22 protein-coding genes and 1 pseudogene are annotated in these 23,407 nt (G+C 65.4%); 9 read left to right on the forward strand and 14 right to left on the reverse strand.

Annotation, left to right across the window (positions count from 1 at the left end):
• Positions 1–82 precede the first annotated feature (82 nt).
• Positions 83–511 (reverse strand): annotated as a pseudogene (locus BI49514_RS17245) (FAD-dependent monooxygenase); the annotation flags it as partial.
• Positions 512–667: 156 nt separating this feature from the next.
• Complete coding sequence (locus BI49514_RS02100) at positions 668–2,311, reverse strand: glycosyltransferase family protein (protein WP_180954342.1); 1,644 nt, start codon at positions 2,309–2,311, stop codon at positions 668–670.
• 279 nt (positions 2,312–2,590) lie between these two features.
• On the opposite strand from BI49514_RS02100, the gene BI49514_RS02105 reads away from it, so the two are divergent.
• Positions 2,591–3,097 (forward strand): GNAT family N-acetyltransferase, encoded by a 507-nt coding sequence (locus tag BI49514_RS02105; protein WP_208634992.1) that lies wholly within the window; start codon positions 2,591–2,593, stop codon positions 3,095–3,097.
• 7 nt (positions 3,098–3,104) lie between these two features.
• On the opposite strand, the gene BI49514_RS02110 is transcribed toward BI49514_RS02105, so the two are convergent.
• The 6 genes from BI49514_RS02110 to BI49514_RS02135 form a co-directional block, all read right to left on the reverse strand.
• On the reverse strand, positions 3,105–4,184 hold the full coding sequence (locus BI49514_RS02110) for a BadF/BadG/BcrA/BcrD ATPase family protein (RefSeq protein WP_101543817.1): 1,080 nt from the start codon (positions 4,182–4,184) through the stop codon (positions 3,105–3,107).
• Positions 4,181–5,230: an N-acetylmuramic acid 6-phosphate etherase gene (gene murQ / locus BI49514_RS02115; protein ID WP_101543819.1), complete on the reverse strand. Its 1,050-nt coding sequence runs from the start codon at positions 5,228–5,230 to the stop codon at positions 4,181–4,183. The genes BI49514_RS02110 and murQ overlap by 4 nt, the downstream gene beginning before the upstream one ends.
• Complete coding sequence (locus BI49514_RS02120) at positions 5,227–6,735, reverse strand: sodium:solute symporter (RefSeq protein WP_101543821.1); 1,509 nt, start codon at positions 6,733–6,735, stop codon at positions 5,227–5,229. Before BI49514_RS02120 ends, murQ begins: the two co-directional genes overlap by 4 nt.
• A gap of 116 nt (positions 6,736–6,851) precedes the next feature.
• Complete coding sequence (locus BI49514_RS02125; protein WP_101543823.1) at positions 6,852–8,075, reverse strand: anhydro-N-acetylmuramic acid kinase; 1,224 nt, start codon at positions 8,073–8,075, stop codon at positions 6,852–6,854.
• On the reverse strand, positions 8,072–8,875 hold the full coding sequence (locus tag BI49514_RS02130) for a GntR family transcriptional regulator (RefSeq protein ID WP_101543825.1): 804 nt from the start codon (positions 8,873–8,875) through the stop codon (positions 8,072–8,074). Before BI49514_RS02130 ends, BI49514_RS02125 begins: the two co-directional genes overlap by 4 nt.
• Before the next feature lie 304 nt (positions 8,876–9,179).
• Positions 9,180–10,541 (reverse strand): GntP family permease, encoded by a 1,362-nt coding sequence (locus tag BI49514_RS02135; RefSeq protein WP_244195227.1) that lies wholly within the window; start codon positions 10,539–10,541, stop codon positions 9,180–9,182.
• Positions 10,542–10,659: 118 nt separating this feature from the next.
• Between BI49514_RS02135 and BI49514_RS02140 the strand changes: the two genes are divergently transcribed.
• From BI49514_RS02140 to BI49514_RS02150, 3 genes are all read left to right on the forward strand, one after another.
• Complete coding sequence (locus tag BI49514_RS02140) at positions 10,660–10,980, forward strand: 4a-hydroxytetrahydrobiopterin dehydratase (RefSeq protein WP_101543828.1); 321 nt, start codon at positions 10,660–10,662, stop codon at positions 10,978–10,980.
• A 179-nt stretch (positions 10,981–11,159) separates the two neighbouring features.
• Entirely contained in the window at positions 11,160–12,200 is a 1,041-nt protein-coding gene (gene mgrA, locus BI49514_RS02145) for an L-glyceraldehyde 3-phosphate reductase (protein ID WP_101543830.1), read from the forward strand.
• 69 nt (positions 12,201–12,269) lie between these two features.
• Positions 12,270–13,100: a DedA family protein gene (locus tag BI49514_RS02150; protein ID WP_101543832.1), complete on the forward strand. Its 831-nt coding sequence runs from the start codon at positions 12,270–12,272 to the stop codon at positions 13,098–13,100.
• Positions 13,101–13,151: 51 nt separating this feature from the next.
• On the opposite strand, the gene BI49514_RS02155 is transcribed toward BI49514_RS02150, so the two are convergent.
• Genes BI49514_RS02155 through BI49514_RS02165 form a run of 3 tightly spaced genes read right to left on the reverse strand, consistent with a single transcriptional unit; the run spans position 13,152 to position 15,258 of the window.
• Entirely contained in the window at positions 13,152–14,012 is an 861-nt protein-coding gene (locus tag BI49514_RS02155; RefSeq protein WP_101543834.1) for a shikimate dehydrogenase, read from the reverse strand.
• Positions 14,009–14,470 carry a type II 3-dehydroquinate dehydratase gene (gene aroQ, locus BI49514_RS02160; RefSeq protein WP_101543835.1) on the reverse strand — a complete coding sequence of 154 codons (462 nt, stop codon included), beginning with the start codon at positions 14,468–14,470 and terminating at the stop codon, positions 14,009–14,011. Before aroQ ends, BI49514_RS02155 begins: the two co-directional genes overlap by 4 nt.
• 38 nt (positions 14,471–14,508) lie before the next feature.
• Entirely contained in the window at positions 14,509–15,258 is a 750-nt protein-coding gene (locus BI49514_RS02165; protein WP_101543837.1) for an IclR family transcriptional regulator, read from the reverse strand.
• 241 nt (positions 15,259–15,499) lie between these two features.
• On the opposite strand from BI49514_RS02165, the gene BI49514_RS16790 reads away from it, so the two are divergent.
• From BI49514_RS16790 to BI49514_RS02185, 5 genes are all read left to right on the forward strand, one after another.
• The gene (locus BI49514_RS16790; RefSeq protein ID WP_244195229.1) at positions 15,500–16,075 is read left to right on the forward strand and encodes an MFS transporter; all 576 of its coding nucleotides are present in this window, start codon (positions 15,500–15,502) and stop codon (positions 16,073–16,075) included.
• A gap of 21 nt (positions 16,076–16,096) precedes the next feature.
• On the forward strand, positions 16,097–16,825 hold the full coding sequence (locus BI49514_RS16795) for an MFS transporter (RefSeq protein ID WP_338063758.1): 729 nt from the start codon (positions 16,097–16,099) through the stop codon (positions 16,823–16,825).
• Positions 16,822–19,062: a bifunctional sugar phosphate isomerase/epimerase/4-hydroxyphenylpyruvate dioxygenase family protein gene (locus BI49514_RS02175; RefSeq protein WP_338063755.1), complete on the forward strand. Its 2,241-nt coding sequence runs from the start codon at positions 16,822–16,824 to the stop codon at positions 19,060–19,062. The genes BI49514_RS16795 and BI49514_RS02175 overlap by 4 nt, the downstream gene beginning before the upstream one ends.
• Positions 19,063–19,764: 702 nt before the next feature.
• Positions 19,765–19,896 carry a hypothetical protein gene (locus BI49514_RS16800; RefSeq protein ID WP_257904103.1) on the forward strand — a complete coding sequence of 44 codons (132 nt, stop codon included), beginning with the start codon at positions 19,765–19,767 and terminating at the stop codon, positions 19,894–19,896.
• Positions 19,893–20,210, forward strand: a complete 318-nt coding sequence (locus BI49514_RS02185; RefSeq protein WP_101543840.1) for a transcriptional regulator — start codon at positions 19,893–19,895, stop codon at positions 20,208–20,210. Before BI49514_RS16800 ends, BI49514_RS02185 begins: the two co-directional genes overlap by 4 nt.
• Positions 20,211–20,417: 207 nt before the next feature.
• On the opposite strand, the gene gap is transcribed toward BI49514_RS02185, so the two are convergent.
• The 3 genes from gap to BI49514_RS02200 form a co-directional block, all read right to left on the reverse strand.
• Positions 20,418–21,413, reverse strand: coding sequence for a type I glyceraldehyde-3-phosphate dehydrogenase (gene gap, locus BI49514_RS02190; RefSeq protein ID WP_101543841.1), 996 nt, complete (start codon positions 21,411–21,413; stop codon positions 20,418–20,420).
• A gap of 242 nt (positions 21,414–21,655) precedes the next feature.
• Positions 21,656–22,753, reverse strand: coding sequence for a GlxA family transcriptional regulator (locus BI49514_RS02195; RefSeq protein WP_208634993.1), 1,098 nt, complete (start codon positions 22,751–22,753; stop codon positions 21,656–21,658).
• A 97-nt stretch (positions 22,754–22,850) separates the two neighbouring features.
• A complete protein-coding gene (locus BI49514_RS02200) occupies positions 22,851–23,219 on the reverse strand; it encodes a carboxymuconolactone decarboxylase family protein (RefSeq protein ID WP_244195231.1) in 369 nt (122 codons plus the stop codon).
• Positions 23,220–23,407: the final 188 nt, after the last annotated feature.

Below are 23,407 nucleotides of genomic sequence, written 5' to 3' on the forward strand. Positions count from 1 at the left end.
CGCGTGTGCGGAATCGCCGATGGCACAGCAGGCCGTCGACGAACCACTGCTCGGCCTCATTGCGGCGGAAGTCGAGAAGCTTCACGTCATCGAAGTCGATCTGGCCGACGTCCGGGGCGAGTTGCGGATAGGTCTCCGCGACGGCATCACGCAACTCACCGATACCCCCGGCGCGTAATCGCGCGTCCGCGCCTTTCGGGATGAGGCGGGCGATCTGCACGTGCCCGTCGCGCGGAATGGCGACGAAGACCTTTCCGTTCCCACCTCGTGGGGTCACGGAATCGGGCAGCACCGCCTCGGTGTCGATGCGGAACCACCACACATCGATCGTCGACGGCAGTTCCCTCACGGACAACCCTGCCTCGGCGCGCGACTTCGACCATCTGCCGTCGGCGGCGATGACAAGTGGTGCGCGGAGTTCGAGGGTGGCCGGTGCGGGAACGTCGGTGGCGGGGTCAGCACGTTTCCCGTGGGGGGGGGGGGCGGTGTGCGTGCTGTCGGTGTCGGCCATGACACTCTCCTCGGCTCGACGGCACCGCGCCTCCGGGAACCGGCGGCACCGTTGACTCTGTGAACGCTGGGGCTCAGTTCCCAGCGTAGACCTCGCACCGGGCGACGGAAATAGGGTATGCGCACCGGTCAGCCGACCGACCGCCTCGGCGATGAGTCAGCCGGAGCGTCCGCCGGCCATCTTCTCGGTGACGTCGAAGCGTTCGCGGTAGCGGCCGGTGAGCAGGCACCACTGCGAGTACAGCGCGGTCGAGGAATTGAATACGAGCAGCGTGAGCGGATAGAGCAGCCACTGCAGCCACATCGTCACGCGGCGTTCGCGCGGGACGTGGATCGGCCGAGGGGGCAGCAGCGCATTGAACACGATGATGGAGACGATGAGTCCGATCATGCCGATCTGCTGAATGATGCCCACGGTCATCGGCATGCGCTCGACCAACAAGGAAGCCTGCCCCGTCTGCGTGGCCACGACGAAGGGGATCCACCCGCCGATGGCGATGATGATCGAGATCGAGGCGAGACTGACGTGCCCTTCGAGCAGGGAGAAGAAGCGGATGGCTCCGGGCCAGAACGGTGCGCGGGCTCCGGGAGCGAACACGCGCACCCCGACATAGGGAACGTCGGAGGCGCCGTACGACCAGCGGCTGAGCTGTTTGAACTGAGCGATCATGGTCGTCCTGAACGTCCCGGCCTGCACCGCGTCCTGGAAGATCGGGACGTGGATGGGGACGACCCGGTAGTCCCCGTCGAAGTGGAACCAGCTGCGCCAGTACTGGTGACCGTCCTCGACAATGGTCCGCTTCGACCAGAAGCCCATGTCGACCAGAGCAGTCAGCGGCTGCGCGTGGGAGGCGAAATTGCGCAGTGCGAGCCGCCGGACCGTGGTCGTGAGATTCCAGAAGCAGTTCGCGCTGGCGACCACTCGCGACGGTGCGGGCACGTCCCAGATGTTCGTGATGTAGAGGCTGATCGGCTGGAACGACAGACGCTCCCGGTCCGGCGCGGTCGCATATTCGTAGGTGACACAGTCGAAGTAGGACTCGTGCGGAATGTTGTCGCAGTCGAGGCTCGTGACGATCACCCGACGCGGGTCGATGGCCTCGTCACGGACCCATTCGGCCAGGAGGTGACCGGCGTACGTGATGTTCGCTCCCTTGCCGGCGATCTCGTCGGGCAATCCGGCTGGATGTTCGACGAGGACGAAGGCCCCGAAGCGGTGGCCGTACTCGGCTTCGAGCCGCCGAGCCGTCTCGGCCATGGCAGGTCCGCCCCGTTCCTCATGGGCGAAGAAGACGAGGAGCTGTTCGGGCGTCGTCGAGGTGTGCAAAAGGGTGCGGATGGTGTCAGCGATGACCGGATAGGGCTGTTTGTACGCGGCCACGACGACCGCGTGGAGCAGGGTCGATGGACGCATGATCGAGGTCGGATCGGCGCTGACTTTCGCGACGAGGGCGGCGTGGTCGGCAGCACGGAACCCACCCCGAGGATGTGCCAGGGAAGGGCGACCGTCCAGGGCCCGCTCGAGGTCGGTCAGGCGTGCCGCCCAGTCGACGCGAGCGCTGCGTCGGTAGCGGAGGAACCCGCGGGCGACGTCGATCGCGCCGAGCATGGCGCGGACGAACATCAGCCCTACGATCGAAAGCACATAGACCGCTCCGAGCATTGCATCGACGAATGGGAGGACGAACACGAGCCCGACAGCGGTGAAGCTGATCGCCGCCGGCAGTGCTTCGAAGAATCGATACAGCCGGGTACGCGGGCCCATCGGCAGCTCGAGGTCGGTGGGCGGTGGTGCTGCCACCGGCTCGAATGCGACGGCTCCCCCGCCGGAGCTCCGAGGACCGGGTGGTGATGGCCGGAGCGGTTGATGAAGTGGGTGGCCGGAGGTTGGCGATTCGACGGAGGTGACTGGTTCGCGGTTCGCTCTCACTCTCTCGATCCTGGGTGCCCCGACTGGACAGCTGTTTGTCGGAAGATGCAGGTCAGGTGAATATTTCGTGCCGGCGACCGGGGCTCCAGCATGGGCTGTGAATGATCGTAGGCCAGGAGAACGATCGGCACTCGGGGGTAGAGTCGATTCATGACACTTGCAGTCCGCCCCGCAGTCATCGCCGACGTCGCCGGAATGGCGCGCGTCCACGTCGACACCTGGAGTGAGACCTACCGCGGGATCATGCCCGCCGAACTCCTCGATGCTCCCGATCTCATCGACCGCCGAACGCAGATGTGGACGCAGATCCTCGCCGAGGCGGCTCCATCGAAGTACACCGGCGCCGTCGCCGAATCCGACGGCCGGATCGTCGGCATTGCGATGTCCGGACCCCCGGGAACCGGCGGAAGCGTCGAAGACCGGCATCTCTACGTGCTCTACGCCTATCGATCCATCCACGGCACGGGCGTCGGCCAGGACCTCCTCGACGCCGTCATCGATCCGTCCGCGACGACTGCACTGTGGGTGGCTGACCCGAATCCGCGTGCCCAAGCGTTCTACTCGAAGAACGGGTTCGTCGCCGACCGCACAGTGAAGACCGACGACTACGACGTGGTGCGCGAAGTGCGGATGGTGCGGCAGGCCGGGTGCGACTGACGCCCAATCAGGTCCAGAGGACCTTGTCCTGTGCGTCCAGTGTCCCACTAGCACCGAGGTGACCGAGCGTGAGCGCCCCATCCAATGGTCCGCCTGCGGGCTCGACGATGGTGATGGTCGGATCCAGTCGTGCGGCTTCGGCGCGGAATCCCTCGACGAGGTGGTCGCCCGCGGCCGCGACTCCCCCGGTGAGAGCGATGCGGGTCGCGGAGTTGGAAGCGGGAAGGGCCTCGGTCGCTACCGTTGACGAGTCAGTGTCAGTTCGCACGGAACGAGCTGCGGCGAGCGCGCTGCGGGCCGCTTCCTGACCAGCTTCGCGGAGCAGGTCGATCGCGACAGTGTCGTCGGCCCGAGCCGCGTCGGCGATATCGGCGGCGAATTCGGCGAGCACCCCGGCCCGGTCGCTGCGGGTATAGAACTGACCCGGCCACGAGGCCGGTGGGCCGAATCGTCGGGTGGCCGCCTCGAGCAGCACACGACCTCGTCCGTCGATGCCGTCGTGAGTGCGCAGAGCGAGTTCGAGACCATGACGTCCCAGCCACGCTCCTCCCCCGCGATCGCCGAAGAGGTGTCCCCAGCCATCGGCTCGTGACCAGTCTGCTGACCATTTGCCGTCAGCGTCCGGACCTGGATGGGCGATGGCGATCGCCCCGGTGCCGAGCACACTGATCGCCCCACCGGCCCCACCGAGAGCACCGAGGTGAGCGGTCACGGCATCGATCGCGGCGACTGCGGGCACCCCGACCTCGCCGGAGATCTCGCCGAGAACGTCGGACGGATCCTCAGCGAGGGAGGCGATGCCGGTCGCACCGATTCCGATGCCGCTGACCTCGGGGAAACGTTCGGGCCAGGTCTCCGCGGCCGTTCTCACGAGTTCGCGGACGACGAGAAGAACGTTGCTGCCGCTCGGCCCGATCTCGATCCGCGGGCCGGTGAGTTGGTCGATGATGCGTGGGACGAAGCCCCCGCCGTCAGCGATGCCCGGTCTGCTAACGGCATTGCCACGATGGTCAGTTGCATCGCCAACGTCACCGAGCGCGGCTCGGCTGCCGGTGCCGCCGATGTCGATGCCGAGGATCAGGGTCATGCGCCCACGGTACCCGGACCGGTCCCTTCCGAGTCCGTACCGTCGTCCGAGCCGACCGGTTTCTGCGTCCCGACAAGCTCGGCGATCGCGGCCCTGACCGAACCGTCATGGGACTCCAGAGTCGACGCTGCCAGGGCGGGGGCCGCCTCGGTGAAGGAGACGACGATAGCGGTCTTGAGATCGCCATCGCAGCTCTCGAGCAGAGCTCGCGCGTCGGCGTCTCCCAGGTCGGCGGCCTCGCGGAGGATGCGCACAGTGCGTTCGCGCAGCTTCGCGTTCGTCGCGACGACGGAGACCATGAGGTTGTCCCAGGTCCGGCCGAGAGCGACCATGAGCGCGGTCGAGAACCCGTTGAGCGTGAGCTTCTGCGCGGTGCCGGCCTTGAGGCGCGTCGACCCCGTGATCACTTCGGGGCCGGTGTCGAGCACGATGTGGTCATCGGCTTTGTCGGCCAGAGAGGCGTGCGGGTTGTTCGAGATGAGCACAGCGTGGGCGCCGTTGGCCCGCGCCGCGTCGAGCGCCCCGCCGACGTACGGGGTCGACCCGCTCGCGGCGATGCCGATGGCCACATCGTCGGGTCCGAGCTCGGCACCGGCCGCGGATCCGTCGGCCCCGGAGTCCTCGGCGTTCTCCACCGCATTGACCAAAGCAGCCTGACCACCGGCGATATGCCCGATGACCCGGCCCGGTTCGAGGTTGAACGTCGGCAGGAGCTCGCTCGCATCGAGGACGCCCAACCGCCCCGAGGTACCCGCGCCGAAGTAGTGGACGCGGCCGCCTCGGCGCATCCGGTCAGCGGCGATGTCGACGAGTTCGGCCAGCTGCGGCAGGGCCGCGGCGACCGCATCGATGACGGCGTGGTCTTGCGAGTTGAGGACCCGCAGCACCCCGAGGGTGTCGAGGTCGTCGAGTCCGGAGCTGGCCGGATTGCGCTGCTCGGTCGGCGACAGCGGCCGACCGGCCGACGGCGGTGCCGTTTCAGACGTCGACGAGGACGACTCCGTCGGCGAGATCGGGTGGGCTGAGCCCGGCTGGGAGGAGGTCATGGACGGGGGCTTCCTTCCGCCTCGGCGATGGTGGGCTCTTCGACTTTGGTCGTGTGGCGCAGACCGAGCAGGCCGCCGACGATGAAAGTGACGATGACGCCGAGCAGCGGGTACCACTGCCACGCCACCCACACTTCGCCGGTGACGTACTTCTCCATGACGAAGAAGAACGCGTTGATGGCCACGGCCAGGGCGAAGGCGATGTTCGCGTCGACAGCCCGGGCCCGCTTGTTGACGATGCCGAAGACGAACGCGCCGAGCAGACCGCCGTAGGTGATGCCGGCGATGCCGAGCGCGAGGATGACGATGTTGCCGGAGTCGGATTCGAAGACCGTGGCCGGCAGGATGAACGCGATCCCCCAGCCGATCGTCGCCCAGCGACCGACCTTGAATCCTTGTTCGTCGGTCATCGGGGTGCGCTTGAGCTTCGCGTAGACGTCGTTGACCGTCGAGGACGACAGGGCCGACAGCGACGACGACAGCGTCGACATCGCGGCGGCGAGGATACCGGCCAGCAGCAGTCCGGAGATTCCCGTGGGCAGCCCTTCGATGATGAACAGCGGGAAGATCTCGTCGTCGCGGGTCAGACCGAGGTCGGCAGGCAGTGCGTGATCGTAGTACGCCCACAGCGCCAGGCCGACGGCGAGGAAGATCGCGAACTGGACGACCACGACGAATCCGGAGGTGATGAGGGCCTTCTGCGCCTCGAGCTTCGACCGGCACGAGAGCAGCCGCTGCACGATGAGCTGATCGGAACCGTGCGAGGCCATCGCGAACACGGCACCGCCGAGCAACGACGGGATGAACGACGCATCCGCAGATATCGGGTTGCCCTCGAAGACGAAGATGTTCGTCTTTCCGGCCTCGACCGCCTCGGCGAACCATCCGCCGCCGATCGATGCGGAGATGATGATGATCGCGAGGACGCCGCCGAGGACGTAGAGGATCATCTGCGCGACATCGACCCAGATGACGGCCTTGATGCCGCCGATGAACGTGTACACGATCGTCACAAGCGAGAGGACGACGATGATGACGAAGTAGTTCGTGTGGATGCCGAGCCCGTCGAGGATAACCTTGAGCGGGATGGCCGCGGCGAGCACGCGGATGCCGTCGGCGAGCAGTCGGGTGAAGAGGAAGGTCACGCCGGCCGTGGTCTGCGTCGACTGGCCGAAACGTTTGCCCAGGTAGGCGTACGCGGTGATCATCTCACCGTCGTAGTAGCGCGGCAGCATGAAGTAGGCGACGATGACGCGGCCGACGATGTAGCCGAGTCCGAGCTGCAGGTAGTTGAGGTCGCCGAGGTAGCTCATGACGGGAATGCCGATGACGGTGAGCGCGCTCGTCTCGGTGGCGACGACGGATAGGCAGACTGCCCACCACGGCAGGTCGCGCCCGCCGAGGAAGTAGCCCTTGAGGCTGCTCTGCTTGCCGCTCAGTGCCAGTCCCAGCCACGCTGTTGCGACGAGATAGGCGATGATCACCAGGAGGTCGATGATCTGCATTGGTCTCTCCTTGTTGGGGGTGTGGAGTGTGTCGGGTGGTCGGTGGTCAGGAGGTGCGTTCGTTTGTGTGGCCGGGCGGGCGTTACCGGTGGCGGCCGCGGTTCAGTCGGCCAGTCTCAGTCGCTCAGTCTCAGTCGGGTGGGTCGTCGGTGGAGGGGTTCGGGCAGACGGAGCGGTCCGTCGCCGGGAGTGAACCGGCCCGCGCTGCGCGGTCCGATCGCTCCGGTCAGGCTTGGCTGCGTGCCGTCGAGTCCGTGCCAGCTCAGCCACCCGAGGAGGGCCATGAGCAGCGCTTCCTTGCTGCCTTCCGGCAGCCCGAAGGCCTCATCCGTGCTCGTGAGAGCGATGCCCTCTCCCAGTTCCTCGCCGAGGCGGCGCATCAGCTCCGGGTTCCTCGTCCCACCGCCCGAGGCGATGACGGTGGTGACTTCGTGGTCTCGGACCGCCTCGGCGATGGTGCGCGCGGTCAGCACGGTGACCGTGGCGATCTGATCATTCTCGCCGAGGTGAGGGTGGGATTCGAGGTATGAGTCGAGGTAGGCGGCGTGGAAGAGTTCCTTGCCCGTCGATTTCGGGGCGGGCCGTGCGTAGAAGGGTTCGGTGAGGAGCTCGGCGAGCAGGTCCTCGTCGACGGTGCCTTCGGCGGCGAGCGCGCCGTCGCGGTCATAGCTCTGCCGGCCGTCGGTGATGCGGCGGGCGAGGATGTCGATGAGGGCGTTGGCCGGGCCGGTGTCGAAGGCGATGGGATCGTGGCCTGGTGCGATGACGGTGATGTTCGCGATTCCGCCGAGATTGAGCACCGCGGTCGGCGCCTCGGCGTCGGAGAGCAGGAGGGAGTCGAGCAGCCCGACGAGCGGGGCGCCCTGTCCCCCTGCGGCGACATCGCGGGAGCGGACATCGGAGAGCACGGCAACACCGAGTCGTTCTGCGATGAAGGCCGGCTGTCCCAGCTGGAGGGTCGAAGTGACCTGCCCGTCGGTGATGTCGTGGCGGACGGTCTGTCCGTGACTGACGACGAGGTCAGGGGTCAGGTCGTGGTCGGCGCAGAGTTCGGACAGGGCGTCGGCGCAGAACCGGCCGAGCCGGGCGTCGACGCTGCTGACCAGTGACAACGGCAGATCTGCCGGTTCGAGGAGACGAAGGATGTCGGCGGAGAGTCGGTCGTCGAACCGGGTTTCGCGTTCGGCGAGGATCCGCACGGTCAGGGTGGTGGGGTCCGCGCCGACGAGGTCGAAGCTGGGGGTGGGTTCCGTGTCGCTGATGGGGTCGGGTCGGAACTCGGCGATGACGAGGTCGAGACCGTCGGCGGAGGTTCCGGTCATGAGGCCGGCGATGATCATGGCTGCACTCCTCCAGTGTGGTCGGTGACGGTGGCGGGAGCTGTGCCGGTGGGGACGGTGCCGGTGGGAACGGCTTCGGCTGCGGCTCCGGCTGCCGCCGGGGCGGGGACGGTGAGTTCGGTGCGGACCTTGTAACGGTCGCCTCTGTAGACCGAGCGGACGAACTCGAACGGGCGGTCATCGGCACCGCGGGAGATGCGTTCGAACAGCAGGGCCGGTGAGAGTTCTTCGACGCCGAGGTGTTGAGCTTCGCCGGCATCGAGGAGGGTGGGTTCGATCGTCTGCACGCTGTGGTTGAGGCGGATGCCGAAGTTCCGGCGCAGCAGATCGTAGAAGGACTGGTCCTCGAGGTCGCCTGGACTCAGCCCCGGAACGAGAGCCGAGGGGACGTGGAGTTCTTCGAGAGCGATCGGTTCGTCATCGGCCAGGCGCAGACGCAGGATCGCGATGACGTCGTCGTCTTCGGCGATGTGGAGTCGACGAGCGATGTGCGCGCCCGCCTCGGCGACGTCGAAGCTGAGGATATGGGACCCGGGACGCATTCCGCGGGCGAGCATATCCTCGGTGAAGGAGCTCGCGGCCAGCGGTTGGTCGAGTTTCGGCCCGAGTGCGAAGACGCCCGTGCCGTGACGCCTGCGGACCATGCCCTTGGCGACGAGTTCGTCGATGGCGCGGCGCAGGGTCATCCGCGAGATGCCGAGCGTCTCGGCGAGCTGCCGTTCCGGAGGGAACTGCTCACCGGCGGCCATGTCCTCGAGGCGGTCGAGGAGCTGGTCGCGAATGGCATGGAATTTCGTCACACCACCATTGAGGCACAGGACACACCACTAAATCAAGACCACTGGTCTATTTTGTGGTGCCCATCCCCCTCGGTCAGCGTTGCACTCGTGCCGTCGATCAAGCGCTCGCTCACGTTCAAGCGCTCCCTCCTCTCGGTCAAGCGTGGCCGCGAATATGGCGTCGTCGACCATGACATATCCGCGCTCCGGCTTGATCGGCAGAAATCGGCGAGCAGAGGGCGGGCGGTCAGAGGCCGGGCCGGCGGAGGCCGGGCGGACGGGCGGAGACCGGGTGGGCGGAGGTCGGGCGAGCGCACGCCTCCGGTCAGACGAAGAGCAGTGAGAGCAGGAAGGCGAAGATCAGCCCGAAGACGCTGACCAGGGTCTGGACCATCATGTGAGTCTTCGTCGCCTGACCGATCGTCATGCCGAAGCTTTCCTTGACGAACCAGAATCCCGCATGGTTGACCCAGTTCAGACCGATCGATCCCGAGCCGATCGCAATGACGACCAGAGACACGTAGGCCCCAGAGTGATCACCGATGAGAGGGGCGACGATGCCGGTGGCCGAAGTGATTCCGACGGTCGCCGATCCGGTGGCGAACGACAGCAGGATGCCGATGAACCAGCCGAGCAGGATGAGGTTCATCTCCAGGTGAGAGGTCGCGCCGACGACGGCGTCGCCGATGCCCGAGTCCCCCAGCACCTCGTTGAAGGCACCACCGCCGCCGATGATGAGGATGACTCCGGCGATCGACTTGAGGCTGTCGCCGAAGGAGCTGCGGATCCGCTCGCCGCCCATTCCCGAGGTCCATCCGAGTGCGATGGCGGCGAAGACGACTCCGGCCAGCATGGCGATAATCGGGTTGCCGATCACCTCGGCGATGGGTTCGAACGAGGACTCCGGCGCCACGAGCTGAACGACGGTGTGCACGAGCATGAGCACGACGGGGACGAGGACGGTGACGAAGGCGAGCCAGACCGGAATCGTTCGCAGTTCCTTCTGGTCCACCTCGGCGCGGGCTCCGGTGTACTGGTCGATGAGCTCAGGAGTCGGTTCGAGCTTGACCCGCGGGGCGATCCACCGGGCGTAGACCGGGCCGGCGAGGATCACGGTGGGAATCGCACAGACCAGCCCGAGGCCGATCGTCATTCCGACGTTCGCACCCAGCCCGGACACGGCGATGAGCGGCCCCGGATGGGGCGGAACCATGCCGTGGAGGCAGGCGAGCGCGGCGATCGCGGGAACGAGGATGCGCAGGTACCACAGCTTCTTCTGCCCGGTCTTCTTCTCCAGCTGCGAGGCGACCGCGTAGATGACCGGGATGAGGACGACGAGGCCGACCTCGAAGAACATCGGGATGCCGATGATGAAGGCGACTCCCGTCATGATCCACGGTGCGGCCTTCGGCGAGGAGTGCTCGATGACGAGGTTCGCGATCCGTTGGATGGCGCCGCTGTCGGCCAGAAGCCGGCCGAGCATCGCTCCGAGGGCGACGACGACACCGGTCTCGCCGAGGGTGTCGCCGGCTCCAGCGGCGATCGTCTCCGGAATCTTGCCGATCTCCTCCCCGGCAGCCAGTGCCGTCACGGCGGAGGTGATGAGGAGAGCGAGGAACGGATGCAGCTTCGTCTTCCAGTTGATAAGGAGGATGAGCAGCGCGATCGACGCGAAGAGAAGCGTCACGAGGTATGCGGTTGAGCCAAACACTGGGGCAACGTTACGCCTCGGTCTGTGCTGGTCATAAGAGAGGGGTCCGTCCGAGAGGGTTCACGGATGACGTGTGAGTCCCTAGCATGAAGCCATGACTGCATACACCGGACAGAATCTGACGGACGCACTCAAGAGCAACGGCCTGACCGACTGGCAGGACCGCCAAGATTCGATCGGCACCCGACTGCTCACCGGTGACTTCGCGACCGGTCTGGAACTGGTCAACAAGATCGGTGCCGCCGCCGAGGAGGCTGGCCACCACCCCGACATCACCCTGACCTTCCCTCACGTCGACATCCAGCTGACCAGCCATGATGCCGGGTCCGTGACCGAACGCGACCTCGACATGGCGGGACAGATCAGCGAACTGGCAGCCTCGGCGGGGGTCAAGGCAGACCCCGACGCCGACTGATCCGCGGCTGATCACCGACCGCCTCCCTGGCCGACCGACCGACCGGCCATGGAGGCGGCGCGCCTAGGCGCCCGGGTGCCAGCGCGCCTGAGTGGCAGCGTGGCGGCGGACGGAAGCTCCAGCGGTCCCGGACCGTACTAGTCTGGGATCAGACCATCCGCGCGAAGCCAGGAGAACGTGTGTTTCAAGCCGCTGAGAACCGCTACGACTCGATGACCTATCGCCCCGTCGGCAGATCCGGGCTCGTCCTGCCCGCGTTGTCACTGGGACTGTGGCACAACTTCGGCGATGATGTCGCCTTCCAGAACCAGCGCGATATCGTTCGTCGCGCCTTCGATATGGGCATCACGCACTTCGACCTGGCGAACAACTATGGTCCTCCCCCTGGCTCGGCGGAGACGAACTTCGGCCGACTGCTGCGCGAAGACCTCCACCCCTACCGCGATGAGCTCATCATCTCGACGAAGGCCGGTTGGAACATGCACCCCGGCCCTTACGGTGGCCCCGGAGGAAGCCGCAAATACCTTCTGGCCAGCCTCGATGCGTCACTGCGCCGACTCGGCCTCGACTATGTCGACATCTTCTACTCACACCGCCCCGATGCCTCGACCCCGTTCGAAGAGACCATCGGCGCACTCGACACTTCCGTGCGCTCCGGTCGTGCGCTCTACGCCGGGATCTCCTCATACTCCGCCGCCGATACGGCCCGGGCCTCGCAGATCGCCCGCGACCTGGGCACTCCCCTGCTCATCCACCAGCCCTCCTACTCGATGGTCAACCGCTGGATCGAAGACGACGGACTGCTCCAGACCGCCGACGACGAGGGCCTCGGCGTCATCTGCTTCTCCCCGCTCGCGCAGGGACTGCTCACGAGCAAATACCTCGACGGTGTCCCCGAGGATTCACGTGCCGGCAAGGCGAAACCGTCATTCAAGGACGGCTTCCTCAGCGACGACAATCTCGCCCGCATCCGGTCGCTGGGCGACATCGCCGCCGCGCGCGGTCAGTCCCTGGCGCAGATGGCACTGGCCTGGGCGCTGCGCGACGATCGTGTGTCCTCGCTGGTCATCGGGGCCAGCCGCGTCGAACAGCTCGAACACAATGTCGCCGCTCTTGACGCGGCACCCTTGAGCGATGAAGAGCTCACGGCAGTCGACGAGTTCGCCGTCGATTCCGGCGTCGATATCTGGGGAGACGCCCGCCGCAGCACCGCGGAATGAGGTCAGCGGGCCCATCTGCCTGTGATACCGTAAGCGCCGACCGCCCCGACGACCCGCAGGAGCCCACCGATGAGCGACGATCGCGCGGACCGAGACGAGGCTGAGCCCGTATCCGCAGACTCCTCATCAACGACGCCCGAGTCCGCGGGGGCATACGATTCCGCAACCACCGAGCCGGATGCCGGCTCCGAGGCCGAGCCCAAGGAGAACCCGTGGGCGGCGATCAAACCCTGGCAGGGCAAGGCTGCCGGCCTTGACAAGCTGCTGCTGTTCATCATCATCGGCGTCCCACTCATCTACCTCGGCCTCATGCCGCTGCGACCGTGGATGCTCGTCAATGCCCCGGTCGTCCAGGAGTTCATCAACGGTGCGAAGACCTCGATCGTCGCTGCCGCCGCCTATGCCCAGGTCGGTGAGATCCCGCTGTGGCTGGTCATCGTCGCCGGCTTCATCGGCATGGCCAAACTCGATTGGGCGTTCTGGCTGGCCGGTCGCCGGTGGGGCGACGGTGTGCTGCGGCTCTTCGCGCAGAACGAACGTCAGCTCAAACGCATCAACCAGCTGAAGAAGATCCCGAACTGGGCCCTGTTCCTCATGACGCTGATCTCGCGCTGCCCGGGCATCCCGGGCACCCTCGTCTACCTCGTCGCCGGGTGGACGCGGATGCGGCTGTCGCTGTTCCTTGTCGCCGACCTCCTCGGCTGCCTCATCTTCACGCTCATCTGGACCTTCCTGGGCTACCAGCTCGGAGAGGCCGCCGTCGACATCCTCAAGATCATCGACAAGTACGCCCTGTGGCTGACGCTGGCCCTCATCGTCGGCATCTTCGCCATCAGCTTCTTCAAGGAATACCGCAAGCAGAAGAAAGCCGAAGCTGCGGGCGACACCTCCGAGAACTGACCATTCGCCCCTGACCGGGAGCCGCGTCGAATCCCGGTCAGGTGTCTCGAATCAGGAACCGAAGGACAGGAACGTCTCGCGCATGCGCTGCGCGTCGGCTTTCTCTCCGCTGAAGAGTTCGAATGCGTCGATTGCCTGATTGACCGCCATCCCCGATCCGTCGAGCGTGCGGCACCCCTTGGCCCTGGCTTCGGCGAGCAGCTGCGTCTCGAGCGGGAAGTACACGACGTCGGCCACCCAGGTCTCCGCCCCGAACACCGAGGTGTCGACAGGGGTACCCGGATACGCCTTCATCCCCACCGGGGTGGCGTTGACGATCCCCCGCGCCGAGGCGGCCGCCCCTTCCAGCTCATCGAGCCCGATCGCTCGCGCCCGAGTTCCGACCGCTGACGTTTCTACGATGTCCGCGGCGAGTCCTTCGGCACGCTGCACATCGGTGTCAGCGATGATGAGCTCGCGAATTCCGAGTTCCGCAAGGGCGAACCCGACCGCACGGCCGGCTCCGCCCGCACCGATCTGCACGACCACCTCGGTGGCGGCGCCGTGCAGTCCGGCACGGAATCCGGCAGCGAAACCGGTGACATCGGTGTTGTATCCCGTCGTCCGTCCGGTGCTGTCGATGACGACGGTGTTGACCGATTTGATGCGCGCGGCCACGGGATCGACCTCATCGAGGAGGCCGATGACCTGCTGCTTGAACGGGTGGGTGATGTTGAGCCCGTCGAAGCCGAGACGGATCGCCGCGGTGAGCAGCTCCGTCAGTGTCGCCTCGGCGAGGTGGGGGCTGCTGATGTCGATGGTGCGGTAGATCGTGGGGATGGAGTGCGCGGCACCTTCGTTCTCGTGCATCCGCGGGGTGCGGGAGGCGGAGATGCCATCGCCGATGAGGCCGAGGAGGAGGGATGAGGTCATAGTCTCGCTTTCGCGTTCGTGAGGTGGTCGATAAGGATCTCGACCGCGTGGACGTAGCCCTTCGCGCCGGCTCCGGCGATGACGGCGGCGGCCACGGGCGAGAGGTAGGAGTGGTGGCGCACAGCTTCCCGCGCATGCGGGTTGCTCAAGTGCACCTCGATGATCGGGTGGTCGTAGGCCTTCAGCGCATCGTGCAGGGCCAGGGAGGTGTGCGTGTACGCTCCGGCGTTGATGATCGCTCCGACCGTCGAGTGCCGGGCCTCGTGCACGGCATCGATGAGCCCACCCTCATGGTTGCTCTGGATGCAGCGAACGCCCAGCCCCGCCTCGGCGGCGGTGTCGGCGCACATGGCCTCGATATCGGCCAGCGTGGTGCGGCCGTAGATCTCCGGCTCGCGCTCCCCGAGGAGGTTGAGGTTGGGTCCGTTGAGGACAAGGATCTCGGGCCGGGGAGTCATTGGGCCAAGTGCAGCCTCGGCAGTGGTTGCGGGCATGGTCACCTCGGGAATCGGGCGGCGATCAATGCCGCGGTTTCGTTCAGTCGGGGGACGAATTCGATGAGCTCGTCGAGGCTGCGGCGGAAGACCGGAGCGGCGAGCGCGAGCGAGGCCAGCAAGGTGCCGTCGAGGTCGAAGACGGGCACGGCCAGGGCATTCATGCCGATGTCGTTCTCTTCGGACTGTCCCGCCCAGCCGTCGGCGCGTATCTGTTCGAGCCGTGTGCGCATCTTCGCCGTATCGGTGATCGAGTTCGGGGTGCGAGCGACGAGGTCGAGCGCGTCGACGGTGGTGTCGGCCTGTGGATCATGAGCGAGCAGAGCCTGTCCGATCGCCGAGGTATGCAGCGGAGATTCGTCGCCGGGGTCGGTGGTCGTGCGGAACTGCGGGCCGTCGACGGTGAGCACAGTCAGTGCGGCATTGCCGCGACGGACGGCGAGGATGCTCGATTCGCCGGTGGACTTCGTCAGTTCCTGCAGCAGATCCTTCGTCGCTCCGGACAGCCCCTGCCGGTGCGCGACCTTCTGCGCGAGGCGAAAGACCTCCATCCCGAGGGTGTAGATCTTCGTGCGCGCATCAAAGCTGGCATACCCGGATTCGACGAGCCCGCCGAGGAGGCGGTAGGCGGTCGAGAAGGGATAGCCGGTCGTCTCGGCGGCCTGGGCGGCGCTGATCCCCTCGGGTGATTCGCCGAGGAGTTCGAGCATCTCGAACGTCTTCGTCACCGAGTTCGAGCCCTTGGGCGGCATGCTTCGCCTCCTTGCGTTGCTGTGGCAGTTCAGTGGTGCTGGGGCAGTGTGTGCGGGTGGTTCGTGAGTCCGGAAAGCAGAATTCCCGCGTTCCACGTTGACAGGCTATGTCATCTCGATCACACTGTAAACCACAATGTAACAATAATTGCCACACTATGGCAATAGAGTGTCGGTCCGATGAACACTCGACAGCGCCGAGGCCGTCGATAAGTCCTGAGAGTGAGAAATGCGAGGAAGCATGAGCAACGCGATCGAGGAAGCTCGCCCCACGAAGAAGACACCGCTGCGCGCGGCCTTGTCGAGTTGGACGGGTTCGGCCCTGGAGTACTACGACTTCGCGGTCTACGGAACCGCGGCGGCACTGGTGCTCAACACCCTGTTCTTCCCCGAGACCACTGCACCGGGGATCGCCATTCTGCTGGCCATGGGCACAGTCGGAGTCGCCTATGTCGTGCGTCCGCTGGGTGCGCTCATCATGGGACCGCTCGGCGACCGCTTCGGTCGCAAGTTCGTCCTCATGCTCACTCTGTTCATGATGGGTGTGTCGACCTTCATCGTCGGCTGCCTGCCGACCTACGACCAGGTCGGGATGCTGGCTCCGATCCTGCTCGTGCTCTGTCGCATCATCCAGGGACTCTCGGCCTCGGGTGAGCAGGCGAGCGCGATCTCCGTCTCCCTCGAGCACTCGGAGGAGAAGAAGCGGTCGTGGACGACGAGCTGGACGCTGCACGGCACGCAAGCCGGAACCCTGCTGGCCACCGCAGTCTTCATCCCCTTCACCGCGTTCCTGCCCGATGAAGCCCTGTTCAGCTGAGGCTGGCGCGTACCGTTCTGGCTGTCGGCGCTCGTCGTGCTCACCGCCTGGCTCATCCGTCGCGGGCTCGAGGAGCCGCCGGCATTCAAGGAGTCGCGGGTTGAGAACCCACCGCTCATGCAGGTCGTCCGGTGGCACAAGGCCGCGGTCGTCCGCGTGGCCGTGTGCGCCATGGTCAACACCGTGAATATGGTCTTCACCGTCTGGTCGCTGTCGTTCGCCACGTCGATCGTCGGCCTCGAGCGTTCGACCATGCTGCTCGTCTCGATCATCGCCAACGGTGTCGCCCTCTTCGCGATCCCGGCGGCCGCACTGCTCTCCGACCGATTCGGCCGGAAGCCGGTCTTCATCACCGGTGCCGTCGGCTCGGGTCTGATGATGTTCCCGTACCTGGGTGCGGTCTCGGCCGGGAACTGGCCGCTCATCTTCGTCTTCGGCGCCATCATGTCCGGCTGCGCGTACTCGCTGGCCAATTCCATCTGGCCCTCGTTCTACGCCGAGATGTTCCCGACGACGGCGCGAGTGACAGGTCTGGCACTGGGCACACAGGTCGGATTCGCGGTCTCCGGTGGGCTGGCTCCGGTGCTCGCTTCCGCTGTCGCCGGTGCTGGAGGAGAGAACTGGGTCTCGGTCGCCGCCTTCACCGCGGGCGTCTGCATCGTCGTCGGTCTGGTCGCGATGACAGCGAAGGAGACGAAGGGACTGAGCCTGGAAGAGATCGATATCGTCCACGAGGAAAGGTCACAATGAGAACCTCGATTGCCACGGTGTGCCTGTCAGGCACGCTCGAGGAGAAGCTGCAGGCTGCCGCAACGGCAGGATTCGATGGGGTCGAGATCTTCGAACAGGATCTTATCGTCTCCCCCAGCTCCCCCGAGTCGATCGCCGCTCTGGCCGCAGAGCTCGGACTGAGTCTTGACCTCTATCAGCCCTTTCGCGATTTCGAAGGCGTCGATAAGGAGCAGTTCGCCGCCAACTTGGCCCGGGCCGAGGCGAAGTTCCAGCTGATGAAGCGAATGGGCATGACCACGATCCTGCTGTGCTCGAACGTGGCCACCGCAACCATCGACCGTGATGAGGTCGTCGTCGACCAGCTGCGCCGACTCGGCGATCTGGCCGAGAAGTACGACGTCGACGTCGCCTACGAGGCGTTGGCCTGGGGCCAGTTCGTCTCCGAATACGATCGCGCCTGGGACCTCGTCAAGGCCGCCGACCGTCCGCGCATCGGCACCTGCCTCGACAGCTTCCATATCCTCTCCCGCGGCACGGACCTGTCACGCATCGCCGAGATCCCGGGCGAGAAGATCTTCTTCCTCCAGCTCGCCGACGCCCCCGCCCTGTCGATGGACGTGCTCAGCTGGTCCCGTCACCACCGAGTCTTCCCCGGCGAAGGCTCATGGGACCTCACCGACTTCCTCGCTCGCGTCGCCGGGACCGGTTATTTCGGACCGGTGTCGCTCGAAGTCTTCAACGACTCCTTCCGGCAGGCCGACACTCAGCGCACCGCTGTCGACGGACTGCGTTCCCTGCGGTGGCTCGAAGCCAATGTGTCGGCAGCTCGTGAAGGCAATGCTTCCTCCGCTCGCACGGGACGAGATCGTGTGCGGCTGGATCTGCAGCCGCTGCCGCAGGTCGCGCAGCCGCGAGGCATCGACTACGTCGAACTGAACACCGATGACCTGGGCGCGCTCACCCGGCAGATCCATCAGCTCGGGTTCCGGTTCGTCGGCTTCCACCGCACGAAACCACACGTGCAGCTGTGGCGACGCGGTCAAGCTCGAATCGTCGTCACCGAGCCCACAGGACCGGAGAACGCTCCGATCGAGACAACTGATAAGTCCAGGGTTGCGTTTGCAGTGTCCACTCCGGATGCAGATTCCACTGCGTCCGAGACTTATCTGCGGGGCATCGGATTCGCCGTCGCAGATGCCGATTCCGCAATGGAACGCGCCCTCCTGCTCTCGACGACCGAGGTACCTCGCGAGCAGGCTCACGAGGAGAAGGTGCTGCGTGGGGTCTTCGCGCCCGACGGGTCAGAGGTCTTCTTCGGTGATGGAAATGGTGAGGATCCACAGTGGACCGACGAGTTCGGCACCGTCCCGGACGATCGGCAGTCGGCTATCGACCACATCAACCTCGCTCAGCCGGCCCATCACTACGACGAGGCAGTGCTCTTCTACACCTCCATGCTCGCTCTGACCGCGCTGCCGTCCCAGGATGTCCCAAGCCCCTCCGGCCTTGTGCGCTCCCAAGTGATGTCCAGTGCCGATGGGGCAGTGAGGATGCCGCTCAACGTCTCCCCCGATCACAGCCCCAACGCGTTGAGCCGAGGTGCTGGCTCACCTGCCGCGACTTACCCGGAGCATGTGGCCATCGCCTGCGATGACATCTTCACCGCGGCGACAACTGCGGTCGCGCGAGGTTTGAAGTTCCTGGCAGTGCCGCAGAACTACTATGAGGACCTTGCCGCACGCTTTGACCTCGCACCGAAGCTGCTGGATCGGCTGCGTGAGCACAACATCCTCTACGACCGTGACGACGAGGGCGAGTTCCTCCATTTCTACACGTCGACGATCGGCTCGGTCTTCTTTCTTCGAGATGGTCGAACGCCGTACCGGCTATCGCGGCTTCGGCGCTCCGAACGCGCCGGTACGGTTGGCAGCCCAGCATCGGCGCAATACGGAAAGCTGAAACAGTCAGAAAGGCGCGGCGCTCCCGCGAGAATCGACGTATTCCATACGAGACCAGTCGCTCGAGCTGATCGCCGAACCTTCGAAGCCGAAGGACGACCCCCACGACTCATAGTCGACGTCCTCGCCTGCCTCGAGCTCGAGACCGTACGGCCAAGGGCACATCTCTCGTCGAGGATTCGGCCGAAGCCGACGGCGCGAGATCTGCCAGACGATTCGTCGGATCTCGTGCTCCTCAACACCGAGGAAATCAGCGGCAGCGCCGATCAGTTCAAGCACATACTCGTCCGTGGCTAAGGGGTACCACCCGACAATCTGATTGAAATAGCCCTTCACGCGGTAGTCGATATCGAAATGAGGGGAGCCTGCGATCATGAGCAGATTGCGCCATGAGAATCCCGATCTCTGACTGGGAAGCGCTCTCCATGCCTTTGCCACCTTATTGGCATGCGGCCCGATACACGGTTCTTCTTTGACCGCGGCGAGCAGGTGCTCAACGGTGTCGATGCCGTGATCGGCCATCACTCGAGTGGCGCGGTCGACCACCTCGGCCCTGAGCATGGCACCCGGCTGCACGTTGGCGGGCTTGACGTTGCAGATCACCTCTCGCGCCCACGCCTCGGGCCCGCCGGCCTCTGCAATCGAGTACCGCAGTGATTTCGCCCCATCGGATTCACCATGCCGTTCGATATAGCGATCGGTGACGTTGTCGACCGCCGTCGGGTGCGAACCCGTCGAATAGAGCGCGTCGAGAATGCACAGAGCGAGACTGCCCGGATAGCTGATTGATCGCGGCTCCCCTCGGTCGTCGAGGAACTCCTCACAGCTCCAGGCCAATTCTCTGATGCTGCTGGTAGTGATCTCCATTGTTCTGACCTTCCGTCATGCACCGCACCCTGCGATGCGTCGCCCCTGACTCCGCTGTCAGAAACGTGAAGACAACACTAGACGCAGGCACTGACATAACATGATCGGACGGGATTCGAACGATTCACAGATATGACATCACTGACGGCGAACCTCACCGAGCAGAACCTTGCCACGCACCGTCCCACCAGGGAGTTCTCTGACCTCCTCCAGGGACCGACCGCCTTGGCAGGCATGGTGGGCTCTGGCAAGGTGGAGCCATGAGCACAGAAGAAATCATCATCGACGGCCCCCTGGCACGCGCAACGCGGATCCTCTGCCAGGTCTCGGCCAAGCACGTGGCAGACAAAGCTGAGATCGACAAGTCCGAACTCAAGGACTACGAAAAGGGGACAGCGGACCTGACCGCCGAGCAGGAGCGTCGACTCATCCTCGCCCTCGAGCAGTACGGCGCGCGGTTCATTCCCGACGGCAAGGAAGGCGGCTACGGCATCCGCCTGAAGTTCAGCCGCGCAAAGGTCCGCGCCATCGAACGCTGGGAAGACGAAGGCGGCACCTCCGGCGCCGACGACGTCTGAGTTCTCCCCGGAGCACAATTCTGCGCCGAGGTCATCTGGGCGCAGGCCTGCTCAGTGACGACCAGGCGCCCGGGCAGCAAAAGGCTGTGGCCTCGAATCTGCGTTGAGCAGATCCGAGGCCACAGTTGCATCCGTTGGCATCGAGGAACCACCTCGGCGCCGAAGATGTCGCCGGCGGCGAGCGCCGGGATACATCAGCGGAGAACGTCAGTTCTTGCCGATGAACTCGAGGTTGTCGACGACACGATTGGAGAAGCCCCACTCGTTGTCATACCAGGCAACGACCTTGACGTGGTTGCCGACGACGCGGGTGAGCGCGGAGTCGAAGATCGACGAAGCGGGCTGACCGACGATATCGGAGGAGACGACGGGCTCGGTCTCATAGTCGAGGATGCCCTTGAGCTCACCCTCGGCGGCCTTCTTGTAGGCATCGAGCACCTCGTCGCGGGTGACCTCGCGGGACACGGTCGTGTTGATCTCGACGATCGATCCGACCGGGACGGGCACGCGGATGGCATCGCCGGACAGCTTGCCGTCGAGCTGCGGGAGGACGAGGCCGATGGCCTTGGCCGCACCCGTCGAGGTGGGGATCATGTTCTCGGCGGCGGCGCGGGCACGTCGGGGGTCCTTGTGCGGGCCGTCCTGGACCATCTGGTCACCGGTGTAGGCGTGGACGGTGGTCATGAAGCCCTGCTCGATTCCGGCGAGGTCGTCGAGGACCTTGGCCAGCGGGGCCAGGGCGTTCGTCGTGCAGGAGGCGTTGGAGATGACGGTGTGCTCGGGCTTGTACGCCTCGTTGTTCACTCCGTAGGCGAGGGTGACGTCGGCACCCTTCGAGGGAGCGGAGACGAGGACCTTCTTCGCGCCGGCGGTGATGTGGGCGCTGGCCCTTTCGGCCTTGGTGAAGCGGCCGGTCGATTCGAGCGCGATGTCGATATCGAGCTCACCCCAGGGCAGTTTGGCCGGATCCTTCTCGGCGAAGACCTTGATGGCCCTGCCGTCGATGACGATCTCATCATCCGTGGCCTCGACGTCATGGTTGAAGCGCCCGAGGGTGGTGTCGAACTTCAGCAGCCGAGCGAGATCGTCCACGGGGCCCAGGTCGTTGATGGCCACGACCTCGAGCTCGCTGCCGCGCTCGATCAGCGCGCGCAGGCTGCTGCGTCCGATGCGACCGAAACCATTGATGGCGATGCGAGTCAATGTCACTCCTTGTAGATGTTGAACACGGGATTCGTCTTGATATCTCCATCATGGGCGATTTCCACAAACGTCAACAGTGGCCAGCCAGACAATCTACGCAAGGTTTTCGCCAGTCGTATTGCCAAAGGTCGAAAGTTTCTAGTCACAGTTGTCTTCGTGTGATCCGGGCCCCTGAAATGTGCCGAAAAATGCCCCAGCTCGGCCCGGAAGTGTCAGATTCTCGCCCTGACGAGCGCCCGCTTTCAGCCCTGGAAAGAGTGACGGTAGTCGTTCGGGGAGGTCGAGAGGATGCGCTGAAAATGCATCCGCAGATTCGCACCCGTTCCGAGTCCCACCTGGTCAGCGATCTGTTCGATGCCCAGGTCGGAATTCTCCAAGAGTTCCCGGGCGACATCGACTCGAGCTCTGAGCACCCACTGCATGGGCGTGTAGCCGGTGTCTTCGACGAAGCGGCGGGAGAAGGTGCGCACGGAGACTCCGGCATTGGCGGCGAGATCCCGCAGGGTGATCTTCTCGCCGATGTGCTGAAGCGCCCATTCGCGGGTGTCGGCGAAGTCGTCGCCGAGCGGGTCAGGCACGCTGCGCGGCACGTACTGCGCCTGGCCGGCGCTGCGATACGCGGCGGCGACGAGTCGCCGGGCAACTTGGTTGGACAGTCCGACGCCGTGATCGCTGCGAATGAGATGGAGGCACAGATCGATCGCCGAGGCGGCTCCAGCGGAGGTCAGCAGCTGTCCTTCGTCGATGAAGAGGACATTCTCGTCAACCTTGATCGAGGGGAACCGCCGGGCAAGCTCCTTCGCCGTCGACCAGTGCGTGGTGGCGCGTCGTCCGACGAGCAGTCCTGTGCGCGCGAGGACGAATGTGCCGGTGGAGATGGCAGCGATCCGCGCGCCGCGTTCGAATGCCGAGAGGAGCGCCCCGATGACCGAGGCCGGAGGTTCTTCTGCCACCGCCGAGGTGGCACCCGGCAGGATTATCGTGTCCGCGGTCACCAGGGCGTGAAGTCCCTGGTCGACGCAATAGTCGAGCCCGTCCGATCCGGTCACCTTTCCTGCGGTGACGCCACAGACCTCGACTTCATAGGGCCAGCTGCCTGCGGGCACGGTCGCCGACCGTCCGCCGGGCACAGCGGAAGCCGCCTCACCGCTCGGATTCGGCTGGGAGCGTGGGGCCGCCTCGGTGCGGGTGCGGTCTGTGCCTGCGTTCGACTCCCGCCCGAAGACCTGGACTGGGACGCCGAGATCCATGGCAGACACCCCGTCCAGTGCCAGCACGAGGATGCGGTGCGGGCGGGAACGGGGTGTTCTGCGCGGAAGTCTGCGTGGCTCGTCACTCATGATCGTCTCTCAGTCTAGGCAATCCACGCGCGTGCGCGGCGACGAACCAGGCCTTGCGGCCTGGTGCCGCCATTGTCCGCCCGCACCCGAGGCGAACTCAGTGCTCGTGGGTGCCGGTGAGTTTGAAGCCCAGTCGGCCGTGCGCGTAGGCACCACCGGCGCGCAGCGCCGAGGCGGTCCAGGCGGTCTCGGCGAGTTCGGTCTCTGTGGCGCCGGCCTTGACGGCGGCGTTCGAGTGCGCGTCGATGCAGTAGGCGCACTGCGTGGTCAGCCCCACGGCGTAGGCGATGAGTTCGCGGTACTTCAGCGGGATCTCACGACCTTCGGAAGCGAAGACGGCGTTGTTGAACTCGCCGAACGCCTTGAGGATGTCGGGTGTCGTCTCTTTGTAGGCCCTATCGTATTTGCGGTCGTTCTCACGGTCGAAGAAGTCGGTCATGGTCATATCTCCTGTGATCGGTGTCATTCCGATCCTCACGCTACCGAGTCCCCGCACCAATCGCTACGGAATTGTCACCTAAGAGGCGGATCGACACGTACACAGCTGCGCCGGACGGGACTGCGGCCGGCGTGTCTCCTGCGGGTGGATCCGGCCCGACTATCCGCACTGTTTCGAGGTGGATCCGCCCGCAGGTGACGCGCGAACCGCTCGAC

It is taken from the genome of Brevibacterium iodinum ATCC 49514 (assembly GCF_900169265.1).
Classification (GTDB): domain Bacteria; phylum Actinomycetota; class Actinomycetes; order Actinomycetales; family Brevibacteriaceae; genus Brevibacterium; species Brevibacterium iodinum.